This is a genomic window from Sodaliphilus pleomorphus, from assembly GCF_009676955.1.
Classification (GTDB): Bacteria; Bacteroidota; Bacteroidia; order Bacteroidales; family Muribaculaceae; genus Sodaliphilus; species Sodaliphilus pleomorphus.
Window position 1 is genome coordinate 930,132 of the sequence record NZ_CP045696.1, and the last position, 14,943, is coordinate 945,074.

Genomic DNA, 14,943 nt, shown 5'->3' on the forward strand with positions numbered 1-14,943 from the left:
GTATGGAAATACAACGAACCAAGATTGTCGACATCTTCGACCCCGCGCTTGTGGGCAAGAAGGTGTGTGTGAAGGGCTGGGTGCGCACGCGCCGCGGCAACAAGCACGTGCAATTTGTCGCGCTCAACGACGGCTCGACAATCAACAACATCCAAATCGTGATCGACCTCGAGAAGTTTGGCGACGAGGAGCTCAAGCCCATCACCACAGGCGCAAGCCTGCACGTCGAGGGACTGCTGGTAGAATCGCAAGGCAAGGGCCAGAATGTGGAGATACAGGCCGAGAGCATCGAGATCTACGGCACAGCCGACCCTGCCGAGTACCCCCTGCAGAAGAAAGGTCACACCTTTGAGTTTCTGCGCGAGAAGGCGCACCTGCGCATGCGCACCAACACCTTCGGCGCCGTGATGCGCATACGCCACCACCTGGCCTTTGCCATTCACAAGTACTTCAACGACCACGGTTTCTTCTATCTCAACACGCCGCTCATCACCGAGAGCGATGCCGAGGGTGCCGGCGACATGTTTCAGGTGACCACGCTCGACCTCGACAACCTGCCCAAGACCGACGACGGCAAGGTCGACTACAGCCAGGACTTCTTCGGCAAGCACACCAGCCTCACCGTGAGCGGACAGCTCGAGGGCGAGCTGGGTGCCACGGCACTGGGCGCCATCTACACCTTCGGCCCCACCTTCCGCGCCGAGCAGAGCAACACGCCCCGCCACCTGGCCGAGTTCTGGATGATAGAGCCCGAAATCGCCTTCTTGCAGCTCGACGGCCTCATGGCACTCGAGGAGGACTTCATCAAGTACTGCGTGAAATATGCCCTCGACCACTGCGCCGACGACCTGGCCTTCCTCAACAAGATGATCGACAACAGCCTCATCGAGCGGCTCGAGGGCGTGCTCAAGGAAGACTTTGTGCACCTGCCCTACACCGAGGGTGTGAAGATACTGGAAGAGGCACAGCAGAAGGGGCACAAGTTTGAGTTCCCCGTGAGCTGGGGCACCGACCTGGCCAGCGAGCATGAGCGCTACCTGGTGGAGGAACACTTCAAGAAGCCGGTGATCATGATCAACTATCCCAAGGACATCAAGGCCTTCTACATGAAGCAGAACGACGATGGCAAGACCATGCAGGGCACCGATGTGCTCTTCCCGCAGATAGGCGAGATCATAGGCGGCTCGGTGCGTGAGGAAAACTACGACAAGCTCATGGCCGAGATCAACCGTCGCCACATGGGCACCAAGAGCCTGTGGTGGTATCTCGAGACCCGCAAGTTTGGCACTGTGCCTCACGCCGGCTTCGGTCTGGGCTTTGAGCGCCTGGTGCTCTTTGTGACGGGCATGCAGAACATACGCGACGTGATTCCCTTCCCGCGCACGCCCAACAACGCCGAGTTTTAGATTCACATTCTTATCAATATTGCTCATCGAGGCAGCCATGGCAAGAACGGCCATGGCTGCCTCTTTTCTTTACAGCATCAATCAAAAAAAAGAGAATTTATTTCCTGCCTCATCGTTGTGTAGCCCGTTTTTCACAATGCCCCCGTCGTTGCGGCAAAAAGAAACAAGAGGAAGACGAAAAGACAAAAAGTAAACAGTTTATAATTCTGAAATATCAAAGAATAGTAAAAATATAATTCTGTGTTTTATCTATTTTGCAGACAATATATAAATTATTTACTTATTTCATCAGAACTATTGCACGGCATGATTATTTGATAGAACTTTGCAATGTCGAAATGATAAAAACGCAATCTATAACAAACATAAAAAAAGACAACAATATGAGCAACGAGAACAAGAAACTGCATTTTGAGACTCTGCAACTGCATGTGGGCCAAGAAGAGGCCGACCCTGTGACCAACAGCCGCGCCGTGCCCATCTACCAGACTACAAGCTATGTGTTCAACAACTGCCAGCACGGCGCCGACCGCTTCGGGCTGCGCGATGCAGGCAACATATACGGCCGCTTGACCAACTCGACACAAGACGTGTTTGAAAAACGTGTGGCCGCCCTCGAAGGGGGCACCGCCGCACTGGCACTGGCCAGCGGCGCCGCAGCTGTGACCTACAGCCTGCTCAACGTGGCCCAGGCCGGCGACCACGTGATTGCCGCCGACAACCTCTACGGCGGCACCACCAACCTGCTGGAGCACACACTGAGCCAGTATGGCATCGAGACCACACTGGTCGACCCTGCCGACTTCGATGCCGTAGAGGCCGCCTTCAAGCCCAACACCAAGGCGGTGCTCATCGAGACCTTCGGCAACCCCAACTCGAGCGTGACCGACATCGACAAGATTGCCGCCATTGCCCACAAGCACGACACGATAGTCATCGTCGACAACACCTTCGGCACGCCCTATCTCATACGTCCCATCGAGCACGGAGCCAATGTGGTGGTGCACAGCGCCACCAAGTTTATTGGCGGGCACGGCAGCTCGCTGGGCGGTGTGATAGTCGACGGGGGCAACTTCGACTACAAGGCCAATGCCGCCAAGTACCCCACCCTGGGCAAGCCCGAGCCCAGCTATCACGGGGCCGTGTTTGCCGACGTGGCCGGCGGGGCAGCCTTTGTGACCCGCGTGCGTGCCGTGCTGCTGCGCGACACTGGCGCCACCATCTCGCCGTTCAACGCCTGGATACTGCTGCAGGGCCTCGAGACCCTGAGCTTGCGCGTGGAGCGTCACGTGTCCAATGCCCTGAAGGTGGTCGACTTTCTCTCCAAGCACCCCAAGGTGGCCCGTGTCAACCATCCGTCGCTGCCCTCGCACCCCGACCACGAGCTCTACAAGAAACTGTTTCCCAACGGTGCGGGCGTGATCTTCACCTTCGACATCAAGGGCGGGCAGGCCGAGGCCTGGCGTTTTATCGACCACTTGAAGATATTCTCGCTGCTGGCCAACGTGGCCGACGTGAAGTCGCTGGTCATCCACCCGGCCACCACCACCCACTCCCAGCTGTCGGCCCAGGAGCTGGAAGAGCAGCACATCTATCCCTCTACCGTGCGCTTGAGCATAGGCACCGAGCACATCGACGACATCATCGACGACTTGCGGCAGGCCTTCGAGTACGTGTAAACAGGGCGCTGCACACACACACTACAAACTAAGCCTCACCCTCTGGCTGCAACCAGAAGGTGAGGCTTGTATTATGTGTGCGCCGCGCGGGCGAGGCTACATGTTTTTGTAGGGCAGCTTGGAGAGCATTTCGCCAAACTGCTTGGCGCCGCGCTCGAGCTGCGGGCCCACCATGGCCTTGATAAACACAGGCACGTCGAGCTGGAGCTCGGCCTGGGAGCGCGTGGTGTTGTCGTCGACCGGCTCCAGGTTGATAACCAGGCTGAAGTTGACAGGCGCCTGCGCCGCGGCATAGGTTATCATCGTGGGCTCCACCTTCTGGGCCACAACCAGCTTAACCGGCCCCATGGGCGACTCGATGGTGATGGCATCGGCGTCGAAGGTCACCTTTTTCAGGTTCTCCCTGGCGTCGTCGGCCAGGCTGTCGACGTTGGCATCGATAGTTTTCTTGAACGACGACGGGTCGCTGAGCTTGCTATATACCGTCGCAATGTCGCACGCGATGAGCTGCGGGTCACTTTTATAAGAACTCATTATTATATTATATAGTTTTTTACTCGTTGTTTATAAACAAAATGAAAACCAGCATCGATGGCACAGCGGCGCCGGGGCTATTCAATGTCCAGGTCGGGAGTCCAGTGGGCGGGATCCTCGCGCCACTTCTGCAGGGCCTTCTCGTCGCTCTCCTTGATGTAGTTGGTAGCAATTGCAGCCTTTATCATCGAGCTGTAGTTGCTTATGGTGAGCAGCTTCACGCCAGCCTTCTCAAAGGCCTCGGTGGCAATCGGGAACTCATAGGTGAAAATAGCCACCATGCCCACGACCTCGCCGCCGGCATCGGCCACAGCTTGTGCAGCCTTGAGGCTGCTCTTGCCTGTCGAGACCAGGTCTTCTACAATCACTACCTTCTGGCCAGGCTTGATGTTGCCCTCAATCAGGTTCTCCAGACCGTGGTCCTTGGGTGTGGAGCGAATGTAGACAAACGGCAGTCCCAGCGTGTCGGCCACCAGTGCGCCCTGTGCAATCGCTCCAGTAGCCACGCCGGCCACCACCTCGGCATCGCCGAAGTTCTCCAGGATGAGACGCGATAGCTCCACCTTGATAAAGTTGCGCAGCTCGGGATAGGAGAGCGTCTTGCGATTGTCGGTGTAGATGGGCGAGTTCCAGCCTGAGGCCCAGGTGAACGGATTGTCGGGCTGAAGCTTGATAGCACTGATTTTCAGTAATTTCTCAGCAAGAAGAAGGTCTAATTTTTTCATGAGTGTAATGTTTTGTATCGATAGATTGCTAATTACATTGTGCAAAATTACAAAAAACTTGCCCATTGAGGCAACCTGTTGCCATTAAAAAAGCATTAGAACCTGGAAAAACGTCAGCTTTTGCTGCCGGTTGTGGCCATGAAGGCATCGACGGCAGGATATATCGCATCGGGCTCATAGCCGCGGCTGGCAGCCAAGCGCAATAGAGCGGCACGGGCCAGGCGGGGGTCCTTGCCGGCCACGTCGCGCCACTTGTCGCGCAAGAGCTTGTCGATGTGCTCACGGTAACGGGCCGCATCGATCTCGGCAAGGGCCGCATCGATGGCCGTCTGGCCCACCCCCTTGCTCTTGAGCATGAAGGCGATCTTGATGCGGCCCCAGCCGTTGAAGTTAAACTTGTCGCGGCAGTAGGCTCGGGCATAGCGCTGCTCGTCGAGAAAGTGCTCGTCCTGCAGGCGCTCGATGACCTGTGCAGCACTGGCCGGGGTGAGGCCCCAGGCCAGCAGCTTGGCCCGCACATCGATCTCGGCCTGCTCGCTGCGGGCGCACAAGGCGGCGGCTCGCGTGAGTGCAGCCTCGGCACTGAGTGGTTTTTTCATCTTCATTGTAGTGTGTGTGTGTGCAATTGTTGCGCAAAGTTACACAAAAATTTCCAGGCTGCTCAGCCAGCGTGATGTCACTGCAGGCGTGCGGCTGCCAAGGTGAAAAGCGAAATCTTGATGCCGGGGATGTGTGCAAGCGTCTCGGCGCAGGTGAGCAAGGTTGCTCCTGTGGTCACCACATCGTCGACAATCATCACCCACTTGCCCCTGAGCTCCTGGCTGGCCTCGGGAATGGCGGCATAGAGCCCCTGCGAGCTGCGGTAGCGGTCGTAGGCCCCCTTGTGCGTGAGCGTAGCATGGGGCTTCACTGCCTCGATGGCCTCGTAGATGGCAATGCCGGTGTAGTCGCTCAGGCCCTGTGCCAGATAGTCGCTCTGGTTGTAGCCGCGCCTGGCGAGCTTGAAGGCGTGCAGCGGCACAGGCACGAGATAGTCGACACCGTTCCAAATGCCGCTTGGGGCCATGTCGCAGGCAGCACGGCGGGCAAGCCAGCGCCCCATTTTGGGCATGTTGCGATACTTGATGTCGTGCACAATAGCGGCATAGGGATCCTGCTTCTCATAGTAGAAATAGGCCGCAGCACGCTCGATGGGAGTCTTGCCGGCAAAGTGCTGCTCCATGACGTTGAAGTCGATACTCTCGTAGTGGGTGCGCGGCAACTGCATGAGACAGCTGCGGCACAGGTAGGGCTCGTCGCTCCCGAGCGTGGCACCGCACACGGGGCACACCCGCGGCAGCAACACGTCGGTCAGGGCAGTCACGATATGGCTCAGCTTGCTCATCGTCGTCGTCGAGGTCGGGGCTCACATAGTGGCCCAGGCATAGCGCCAGCGGCCATACTGGTCGCGGGCAACAGCCGCATCGTGCAGCCCGGCGTCGTGCAGCAACTGCTGCACCTGGCGACCGAAGCGCTGGTTGATTTCGAGATAGAGTTTTCCGCCCGGCTTGAGGCTGGCGGCGGCATAGCGGGCTATGGCGCGGTAAAAGAGCAAGGGGTCGTCGTCGGGCACAAAGAGGGCGCTGGCCGGCTCATAGTCGAGCACATTGGGCGCAATGGCCGCTTTCTCGCTCTGGCACACGTAGGGCGGATTGCTCACCACGATGTCCCAGGCCATCGGCTCGGGCGGCATGTTGAGCATGTCCTGCTGGCGAAAGTCGACACGCGTGTGCAGCGAGCGGGCATTGCCCTGCGCCACCTGCAGGGCCGCAGCACTGTTGTCGACAGCGGTGACGTGGGCATACTTGAGAGCACGCGCCAGCGAGACAGCAATGCAGCCGCTGCCTGTGCCCAGGTCGATGACGTTGAGGTCGCTCGCGGGGTTCTGGTCGACGATCATGTCGACAAGCAGCTCGGTCTCGGGCCGCGGGATGAGCGTGGCCTCGGTCACCTTGAACTCGTGGCCGTGAAACCGCGCATGGCCCAGGATGTACTGCAACGGCTCGTGCTTGAGCAGTCGTGTCGTGATGGCCTCGATGCGCCCTGCCAGCACATCGTCCTGCTCAAAGGTGCCACGCAGCACCACATCGACAGGGCTGTAGTGCAGCACGTCGCCCAGCACGAGGTTGACGACGGCGTTGAGCTCCTGCGGCTCAAAGGTGTCCTTGAGCCGGGCACGCATGCGGGCAACAATCTCATCGGTAGTCATAATGCACAAAGTTAGGAATTTCAGCTCACTTGACCCAGCAACGGGAGTTAAAGAAGTGAAAAACGGGCGCCGGGGGCGTCCACTTTTGCTTCTTGACCCAGGCACTGGCGCGGTGCTACTTTTACAGCGCGAAAACAAAACCAGCACAGCCGTGAACACACCACCCCCTTTCAACATCGACGACATCATTGCCGAGAACCATCGTCGCCACGAGGCGCAGCAAGAGCCCTACGACCCTCTCACAGGGCAAGGCTGCTGCGGCGTGCGCGTGCACGTGGCAGGCAAGTGGCTGCCTCGCGCGCTACTTGAGACGGTGCCAGGCTACGCGTCGCTGCCGCCCCTGGAGCAAGATCGCGAGCGCATAAAACACGACTTTGAGTTCTGGTGTGCCCGCTGCGCCTCCATTCAAGACAAGGTCACCAACCGCATCGTGCCCTTTGTGCCCAACCGCCCGCAACGGCGAGTGGCCGCTGCCATGGAGCAGCAGCGGCTCACGCGCCACAGCGTGCGCCTGATCGTGCTCAAGGCAAGGCAATGGGGCTCGTCGACCCTGGCCATACTCTACATGGCCTGGATGCAGATTGTGGTGCACCGCAACTGGAATTGCCTCATATGCAGCCACCAGCGAGGCTCTTCGGGCAACATAGGGCGCATCTACTCGCAACTGCTGCGGCACTACCCTGCCGAGATGCTCGACCCTGGCGTGAAACGGCTGGAGCTCAAGACGCTCGAGGGCATGCGAGGCGTGAAGGAGCTGTCGCCTCGCGGCGGCATCATCGTCACAGGCTCGGCCAGCAGCCAAGATGCAGTGCGCGGTTTCAACCTGGCCATGGCCCACTTGAGCGAAGTGGCCTTCTGGAAAGACAGCGCCCGGCACGACCCCGTCGACGTGATGCGCACTGTAGAAGGGTCGGTGATGCTGGGCGGCGACACCGTCGTCATCCTCGAGTCGACCGCCAACGGCGTAGGCAACTTCTTTCACAACGAGTGGTTGCGGGCCAGCAGCGGCCAGAGCGACAAGCAGCCCATATTTGTACCCTGGCACGAGATCGAAATCTACCAGCTGCCCGTGGCCGATGCCAGGCAGCTGTGGGGCAGCATGGACGACTATGAGCGCGAGCTGTGGAACAAGCACGGCTGCACGCTCGAGCAAATCAACTGGTATCACCACAAGCGCAAGGTGTATCCCTCGCACAACGCCCTCATGGCCGAGTTCCCGAGCAATGCTGTCGAAGCCTTCGACAACACGGGGTGCTGCGCCTTCGGGCTCGAGAGTCTCGACAGGCTGCGCGACGGCTGCACGGCGCCCCAGTTCAAGGGCGATATCACCAGCCGAGGCGACGGCAAGAACCTGCAAGGCATAGGGCTGCTCGACAACACCACCGGAGGCCTCAAGGTGTGGCGCATGCCCGAGGCCACAGCAATGAGAAACCGCTATATCGCCGCCGTCGACATAGGGGGCCGCAGCGACAAGAGCGACTACTCGGTGATCACCGTCGTCGACCGCAAGGAGCTGCCCGACGAGAAAATGGAGGTCGTGGCCCAGTGGCGCGGGCACATCGACCATGACCTGCTGGCCTGGAAAGCGGCACAGCTGGCCACCTTCTACGGCCACGCCCTGCTCGTGTTTGAAAGCAACACGCTCGAGACCGAGCAGAACGAGAGCGACGACGCCGGCTACATTGCCGGCACCCTGGCCCGCGCCTATGGCAACATCTACTTCCGCGCCAAGGGCCGTGCCGGCTTTCACACCAACGTGCACACCAAGGGCCTCATCGTGCACCACCTCATCGCCCTGGTGCGCGACGGGCAGTATATCGAGCACGACCAGGAGGCCGTCGACGAGATGAGCTGGTTTGCTCTGCTGCCCCACGGTCGCTTCGGCGCCATCGAGGGCAAGCACGACGACATCGTGATGAGCCGCGCCATAGCCCTCTACATGGCCAGCCAGCTCAAGCGAGGCCGCCGCTTCGACTACAAGGAGTACTGCCGCGCCTTCGACATGCAGGCCAGCCAGTACCGCCTGCACTTCGACCGTGGCTAAGCCGCCCCCCCCAAAAAAACGTTGCCTAAAAAGAAAAAATGAGCCAAGAGAAAAAAAACTTGCATAAAAATTTGGAAGTCTGGAATCGAATCATTAACTTTGAGCAGAATAAATGGAGAATTTCATTTTTAATGTTTAAAGGTTGATTGTTAATCGACGAGATTGACACATTCAATTACATTGATTAATATATATGTTTTTATAGATTGTAGATTTTAAGGAGCCCACGCTGTGAAGCGCAGGCTCCTTAATTTTTGCCACATCCACCACAGAGGCACCCGAAAGTCCAAAAAACAGCGAAAAAGAAAGCAAACACAGCACTATGGCGTTAAAAAGGTGTAAAAAAGCAATTTTTGCCCTTTATTATCTTAAAGGGCGGTAGCAATATTATGGCAAAATATTAATTTTACATCGTGAAAAGAGGGACAGCCGTCCAAAAATGGACAGCGGCAGGCCTTAACTTCTCGCGTTTTTATTGTAAATTTGCACTTCAAACAGACACATACGATATTGATGAACAAGAAATTTCCGTTATATGCCTTGATGTGCCTCATGCTGTGGGGCATAGTATCGTCGTGCAACGACGACAACAGCAACCGCGATGCCGACATCTACACCACGAGCTACTCCTCGACATTGATATCGGCATTCTCGCTGGGCAACAACGACAACGTGCTCTACAACCTCGACTCGGTGAAATTCTCGATCAACCAGGATGCAGGCCTCATCTACAATGTCGACTCGCTGCCCGTGGGCACCGACGTGACCCACCTCACAGTGAGCATGACCTTCCCCTACACCGTGCAGCAGGCCCAGTTTCACGTGACGGGCGGCAAGGTAATGAAAGACAGCACCTTCGACTACAAGAGCACAACCACCGACTCGATCGACTTCACCGGCCGCGTCGACCTGGTGGTCACCAGCTACGACGGCAACCACACCCGCACCTATAATATCAAGGTGAACGTGCACAAAATGGAGCCCGACACGCTCTACTTCAACCCCAGCCTGCGGCGCGACGTGCCCAACGTGAACGGCACGCTGAGTGCCGAGAAATGCGTGCTGCAAGGCAGCACCTACTACTGCCTGACCAACGACGGCGGCACCTACAAGCTCAACAGCGCTGCCAACCCGGGGCAAGGCACCTGGGCCGTCAAGGTTGTTGACTTCCCCTTCACACCGGCAGTTAACTCGCTGAGCGCCACCAGCGGCGCCCTCTATATACTGAGCACGGGCGGCGAGCTCTACCGCTCGACCGACGCCGGCACCACGTGGACCGATTGCGGCGTGACCTGGCACAGCCTGCTGGGCGGCTGGGGCGACAAGGCGCTGGGCGTGTACTACGACGGCAGCACCTATCGCCACGACGAGTATCCGCGGCCCCAGGGCTACACCTTGACCGAGGTAGAAGACTCCTTCCCCGTGGCCGAGGCCTCGCCCCTGACACCTGCCACCAACGAGTGGACCCTCACGCAGCAGTCCATGCTCTTCGGCGGCAAGAGCAAGAGCGGCAACATCCTGGCCACCACCTGGGGCTATGACGGCACCAACTGGGGCGAAATCACCGACCACAAGCTGCAATCGGGCCTGCCCGGCATGACCGAGGCCGTGATTGTGCCCTATGCCACCTACTCGGTCGACTCTACCAACCACACCGCCACCGAGCGTGTGACCTGGCTGCTCATGGGCGGCAAGATGCAGGGCGGCAAGCTCAACAACACCACCTATGTGTCCTACAACCAGGGCATCTCGTGGACCCAGGGCGGCAAGCTCTTGCAACTGCCCGCCACCATGCCGGCCTTCTACCAGGCACAGGCCTTTGTGGTCTATGAAACGCTCACGTCGTCCTCATCCAAGGCCCGTCGCCGCAGCGTGACCAAGCCCGTGACCACGTGGGATGTGCCCTACATCTACATCGTGGGAGGCCGCGGCGCCAACGGTGCACAACTGGGCAGTGTGTGGAAAGGAGTGATCAACCGGCGCATGTTCCGCCCCATTTATTGAGCCACAATAATCGCCCGGGCATGAAATTTTTGGCTCCCAACTCGCGTTTTCTATATAATAGATGAAACACTGTTATATGAAGAAAATACTGGCAATCACAGCCGCAGCGCTCCTGCTGGGAAGTGCTACAGCGGCAGCGCAGGAATACCGCTACGAGATAGGACCTGCGCTGGGTGTCGACGGCTACCTGGGCGACGTGAACGACGGCAACATGTACAAGCATCCCGGCGTGACAGCAGGCGCCGTGATGCGCTACAACATGGACTCGCGGTGGGCCTTCAAGGCCAACCTGCTCTATGCCGGGCTGAGTGGCAACAGCAACGACATCGACCGCAAGATACCGGGCCAGGAGCCCTATAGCTTCAAGTCGCATGTCATCGACCTGGGCGTGCAGGCCGAGTTCAACTTCCTGCACTACGGCATAGGGGCCAGGTACAAGAACTACAAGCGCCTGTCGCCCTACATGGTGCTGGGCCTGGGCCTCACCACAGCTATTGTCGACGGCAAGGTCAACGTGTGTCCCAACCTGCCCATGGGCATAGGCGTGAAGTACAAGCTCAAGGAGCGCCTCAACCTGGGTTTCGAGTTCACGATGCGCAAGGGCTTTGGCGACAAGATCGACGGCTTGAGCGACCTCTACGGCGTGAAGCACGGCTTTGCCAAAAACACCGACTGGTACTCGATTGCCGTGTTCTCGATCACCTACGAGTTTTCGAAGCGGTGCACCAAGTGCCACTATGTGGAATGAAACACGGGGCCGCAAGAGAGCCAGTATTGATAGTGACTGAAACAACAACAACATAAAAAGAAACAAGTACCCGGCGCACAGCAGCAAGGGTTATAGAGATAACAACACAGAAATGTCGCTGATTGACGAAATAGACAAAACGCGCATCCCGCGCCACGTAGCCATCATCATGGACGGCAACGGCCGCTGGGCCAAGCTGCACGGGCACGAGCGCTCGTTCGGCCACGAGAACGGTGTGACCACCGTGAGGCAGATCACCGAGATCGCCAGCCAGATAGGCATAGGCTACCTCACGCTCTACACCTTCTCGACCGAGAACTGGAACCGCCCCGAGGCCGAAGTGCACTACCTGATGAACCTGGTGGTGACGGCCATCGAGCGCGAGACGCCCGACTTGATAAAGAACAACGTGCGCCTCACCATGATAGGCGACGCGGCACGCATGCCACAATATGCCCGCGAGCGACTCGAGAAGTGCATCGCGCTCACTGCCGGCGACACGGGCCTGGTGCTGTGCCTGGCGCTGAGCTACTCGGCGCGCTGGGAAATCGTGGAAGCTTGCAAGCACATGGCCCGCGAGGCCCGCGAGGGCAAGCTCAACCCCGAGGCCATCGACGAGAAGGTGGTGGCCGCTCACCTGGCCACACGCGACATGCCCGACCCCGACCTGCTCATACGCACGGCCGGCGACCTGCGCCTGAGCAACTACCTGCTGTGGCAGATAGCCTACAGCGAGCTCTACTTCACACCCACCTACTGGCCCGATTTCACCCAGGACGACTTCTTGCGGGCCATCGTCGACTACCAAGGCCGCGAGCGCCGCTACGGCATGACAAGCGAGCAAGTCGAAAGCAAGAATATTGACCACAACGAACAAAACATATAATATGCGATATAAGGTATTTTTTCTTCTCATAGCTCTACTGGCCGGCACTGCCCACGGCTGGGCGCAAGACCAGACCAGGACTGTGAACGACACCATCTACAATCCCAAGGTCATCTTCTCGGGAAACCCGCAAAAGTATGAGATAGCTGGCATCAAGGTCACTGGTGTAGACAACTACGAGGACTACATCATCATAGGCTACTCGGGGCTGGCCGTGGGCCAGCGCATCGACATCCCGGGCGACGAGATCACCAATGCTGCCAAGCGATTCTGGCACCAAGGCCTCTTTTCCAAGGTGCAAATCAAGGTCGACAAGATATATGGCAACAAGGCATGGCTCGAGTTTGTGCTGCGCCAGCAGCCGCGTGTGTCGGTCATCAACTATGTGGGCATGAAAAAAGGCGAGCAGAAGGACATCACCGAGAAGCTTGGGCTGCAGGTGGGCAACCAGATGACCCCCAACATTGCCGACCGCATCAAGATGATTGTGGAAAAATACTTCAAGGACAAGGGCTTTGAGAAAGTGACCTGCGAGGTCAACCAGCGAGAAGACCTGAGCAAGCAAAACGAGGTGATTGTCGACATCGTGGTCGACAAGCACTCCAAGATAAAGGTGCACAAGATATACATCGACGGCAACCATGTGCTGAGCGACGGCCGCATCAAGCGCACCATGAAGAAGACCAACGAGAAGGGCAGCCTCATCAAGCTCTTCAGCCAAAAGAAATTTGTGGCCAGCGACTACGCGGCCGACAAGCAGCGCATCATCGACAAGTACAACGAGCTGGGCTACCGCGACGCCCGCATCGTGAGCGACAGCGTGACCAACTACGACGAGAAGACCGTCGACGTGCACATCAAGGTCGACGAGGGCAAGCGCTACTACATATCGGGCATCAACTGGGTGGGCAACACCGTGTATCCCACCGAGGTGCTGCAAAACGTGCTGGGCATGGAGAAAGGCGACGTCTACAACCAGAAGCTGCTCAACAAGCGCACCTCGACCGACGAGGACGCCGTGTCCAACCTCTACCTCGACAAGGGTTACCTCTTCTTCAACCTGGTGCCCGTTGAGACCAAGGTCGAGGGCGACTCGATACAACTCGAGATGCGCATGTACGAGGGCAAGCAGGCCCGCATCAACAAGGTGGTGATCAACGGCAACGACCGCCTCTATGAGAAAGTGGTGCGCCGCGAGCTGCGCGTGCGCCCCGGCGATCTCTTCTCCAAGAGCGACCTCATGCGCTCGGCACGCGAGATTGCCCAGACCGGCCACTTCGATCCCGAGAAGATGGACATACGCCCCGAGCCCAACGAGGAAAACGGCACCGTCGACATCGTGATGAACCTGCAGTCGAAAGCCAACGACCAGGTAGAGTTCTCGGCCGGCTGGGGGCAAACGGGCGTGATAGGCAAGCTGAGCCTCAAGTTCACCAACTTCTCGATACACAACCTGTTCCACCCGTCGAGCTACAAGGGCATCATCCCGCAGGGCGAGGGCCAAACCTTCACCATAAGCGGCCAGACCAATGCCAAGTACTACCAGGCCTACAGCATCTCGTTTCTCGACCCGTGGTTTGGCGGCAAGCGCCCCAACTCGCTCAGCGTGTCGGCCTTCTACAGCCGCCAGACGGGCATCAACTCGAGCTTCTACAACAAGATGTATCAAAACAGCTACTACAACTATTACAATAACTACTACGGCGGCTACTACAACGGCTACAACGGCAGCTACAACTACGAGGACGCCTACGACCCCAGCAAGTATCTGCAGATGGGCGGCATCACCGTGGGCTTCGGCAAGCGCCTCAAGTGGCCCGACGACTACTTCACGCTCACGGCCGACCTGTCCTACCAGTGGTACAGCCTCAAGAACTGGGAGTACCTGTACTACATGAACAACGGCACGAGCAACTCGCTCGTGCTTGGCCTCACGCTCGAGCGCAACAGCATCGACAACCCGCTCTACACCCGCCGCGGCAGCACCTTCTCGCTGGCCTTCCACTTCACCCCGCCGGCCAACCTCTTCGGGCACAAGAACTGGAAAGCCCTCTCGCAGGCCAACACCGAGGCAGCCAAGAAGGACCTGTACAAGTGGATCGAGTACTGGAAGCTCAAGTTCCAGGCCCGCACCTACACGCCACTCACCGACCCCGACGGTCGCTGGACGCTCGTGCTCATGACACGCGCCGACGTGGGCCTGCTGGGCAGCTGGAACAAGTACTTGAAGTCGCCCTTCGAGACCTTCTATGTGGGCGGCGACGGCATGTCGGGCAGCTACACCTATGCCACCGAGACCATCGCCCTGCGCGGCTACGACAACGGCCAGTTCACCCCGTTCGGCAGCGAGGGCTACGCCTACGACCGCTTTGTGATGGAGCTGCACTTCCCGCTCATGCTCTCGACCAGCGCCACGATCTATCCCCTGGTGTTTGCCGAGGCCGGCAATGCATGGACCAGCGTGAAGAAATTCTCGCCCTTCGACCTCAAGCGCAGTGCCGGCGTGGGCGTGCGCATCTTCCTGCCCATGCTGGGCATGATGGGCATCGACTGGGGCTACGGCTTCGACAAGGTGCTGGGCCAGAAGGGCGGCAGCAACTTCCACTTTGTGCTGGGTCAGGAGTTCTAAGGGGGGCTGACGGTTTAAACTATCGGCCTCGTGCCGAGTC

The 14,943-nt window shown here is 58.4% G+C and carries 12 protein-coding genes; 7 read left to right on the plus strand and 5 right to left on the minus strand.

The features are described 5' to 3' along the window. Positions 1–2 precede the first annotated feature (2 nt). Positions 3–1,406 carry an asparagine--tRNA ligase gene (asnS, locus tag GF423_RS03835; protein WP_154327136.1) on the plus strand — a complete coding sequence of 468 codons (1,404 nt, stop codon included), beginning with the start codon at positions 3–5 and terminating at the stop codon, positions 1,404–1,406. 383 nt (positions 1,407–1,789) lie between these two features. Further along, positions 1,790–3,085, plus strand: coding sequence for an O-acetylhomoserine aminocarboxypropyltransferase/cysteine synthase family protein (locus GF423_RS03840; RefSeq protein ID WP_154327137.1), 1,296 nt, complete (start codon positions 1,790–1,792; stop codon positions 3,083–3,085). Positions 3,086–3,181: 96 nt separating this feature from the next. Here the strand turns inward: GF423_RS03840 and GF423_RS03845 are convergent, their stop codons facing one another. The 5 genes from GF423_RS03845 to prmC form a co-directional block, all read right to left on the minus strand. Further along, on the minus strand, positions 3,182–3,619 hold the full coding sequence (locus GF423_RS03845; RefSeq protein ID WP_154327138.1) for a hypothetical protein: 438 nt from the start codon (positions 3,617–3,619) through the stop codon (positions 3,182–3,184). Between the two features lie 77 nt (positions 3,620–3,696). Continuing rightward, positions 3,697–4,344, minus strand: a complete 648-nt coding sequence (gene pyrE, locus GF423_RS03850; RefSeq protein WP_154327139.1) for an orotate phosphoribosyltransferase — start codon at positions 4,342–4,344, stop codon at positions 3,697–3,699. Positions 4,345–4,457: 113 nt separating this feature from the next. Then, positions 4,458–4,943: a regulatory protein RecX gene (locus tag GF423_RS03855; RefSeq protein ID WP_206113356.1), complete on the minus strand. Its 486-nt coding sequence runs from the start codon at positions 4,941–4,943 to the stop codon at positions 4,458–4,460. A 77-nt stretch (positions 4,944–5,020) separates the two neighbouring features. Beyond that, on the minus strand, positions 5,021–5,728 hold the full coding sequence (locus tag GF423_RS03860; protein WP_154327141.1) for a ComF family protein: 708 nt from the start codon (positions 5,726–5,728) through the stop codon (positions 5,021–5,023). Between the two features lie 21 nt (positions 5,729–5,749). Then, on the minus strand, positions 5,750–6,592 hold the full coding sequence (prmC, locus tag GF423_RS03865; RefSeq protein ID WP_206113357.1) for a peptide chain release factor N(5)-glutamine methyltransferase: 843 nt from the start codon (positions 6,590–6,592) through the stop codon (positions 5,750–5,752). Between the two features lie 151 nt (positions 6,593–6,743). Here prmC and GF423_RS03870 point away from each other — a divergent pair, with 151 nt between their 5' ends. The 5 genes from GF423_RS03870 to GF423_RS03890 all read left to right on the plus strand — a co-directional run bounded on the left by GF423_RS03870 (position 6,744) and on the right by GF423_RS03890 (position 14,903). Next, positions 6,744–8,636: a terminase large subunit gene (locus GF423_RS03870; protein WP_154327143.1), complete on the plus strand. Its 1,893-nt coding sequence runs from the start codon at positions 6,744–6,746 to the stop codon at positions 8,634–8,636. A 513-nt stretch (positions 8,637–9,149) separates the two neighbouring features. Continuing rightward, positions 9,150–10,640, plus strand: coding sequence for a DUF6242 domain-containing protein (locus tag GF423_RS03875; protein ID WP_154327144.1), 1,491 nt, complete (start codon positions 9,150–9,152; stop codon positions 10,638–10,640). 76 nt (positions 10,641–10,716) lie between these two features. After that, a complete protein-coding gene (porG, locus tag GF423_RS03880) occupies positions 10,717–11,388 on the plus strand; it encodes a type IX secretion system protein PorG (RefSeq protein ID WP_206113360.1) in 672 nt (223 codons plus the stop codon). Between the two features lie 112 nt (positions 11,389–11,500). Further along, a complete protein-coding gene (locus GF423_RS03885) occupies positions 11,501–12,274 on the plus strand; it encodes an undecaprenyl pyrophosphate synthase (protein ID WP_154327146.1) in 774 nt (257 codons plus the stop codon). 1 nt (position 12,275) lies between these two features. Continuing rightward, positions 12,276–14,903, plus strand: coding sequence for a BamA/OMP85 family outer membrane protein (locus tag GF423_RS03890; protein ID WP_154327147.1), 2,628 nt, complete (start codon positions 12,276–12,278; stop codon positions 14,901–14,903). Positions 14,904–14,943 lie beyond the last annotated feature (40 nt).

Coding starts and splice junctions, on each gene's coding strand:
- GF423_RS03840 (WP_154327137.1), top strand. CDS start 1,790: ATGAGCAACGAGAACAAGAAACTGCATTTTGAGACTCTGCAACTGCAT.
- GF423_RS03860 (WP_154327141.1), bottom strand. CDS start 5,728: ATGAGCAAGCTGAGCCATATCGTGACTGCCCTGACCGACGTGTTGCTG.
- asnS (WP_154327136.1), top strand. CDS start 3: ATGGAAATACAACGAACCAAGATTGTCGACATCTTCGACCCCGCGCTT.
- pyrE (WP_154327139.1), bottom strand. CDS start 4,344: ATGAAAAAATTAGACCTTCTTCTTGCTGAGAAATTACTGAAAATCAGT.
- porG (WP_206113360.1), top strand. CDS start 10,717: ATGAAGAAAATACTGGCAATCACAGCCGCAGCGCTCCTGCTGGGAAGT.
- GF423_RS03885 (WP_154327146.1), top strand. CDS start 11,501: ATGTCGCTGATTGACGAAATAGACAAAACGCGCATCCCGCGCCACGTA.
- GF423_RS03855 (WP_206113356.1), bottom strand. CDS start 4,943: ATGAAAAAACCACTCAGTGCCGAGGCTGCACTCACGCGAGCCGCCGCC.
- prmC (WP_206113357.1), bottom strand. CDS start 6,592: ATGACTACCGATGAGATTGTTGCCCGCATGCGTGCCCGGCTCAAGGAC.
- GF423_RS03890 (WP_154327147.1), top strand. CDS start 12,276: ATGCGATATAAGGTATTTTTTCTTCTCATAGCTCTACTGGCCGGCACT.
- GF423_RS03845 (WP_154327138.1), bottom strand. CDS start 3,619: ATGAGTTCTTATAAAAGTGACCCGCAGCTCATCGCGTGCGACATTGCG.
- GF423_RS03875 (WP_154327144.1), top strand. CDS start 9,150: ATGAACAAGAAATTTCCGTTATATGCCTTGATGTGCCTCATGCTGTGG.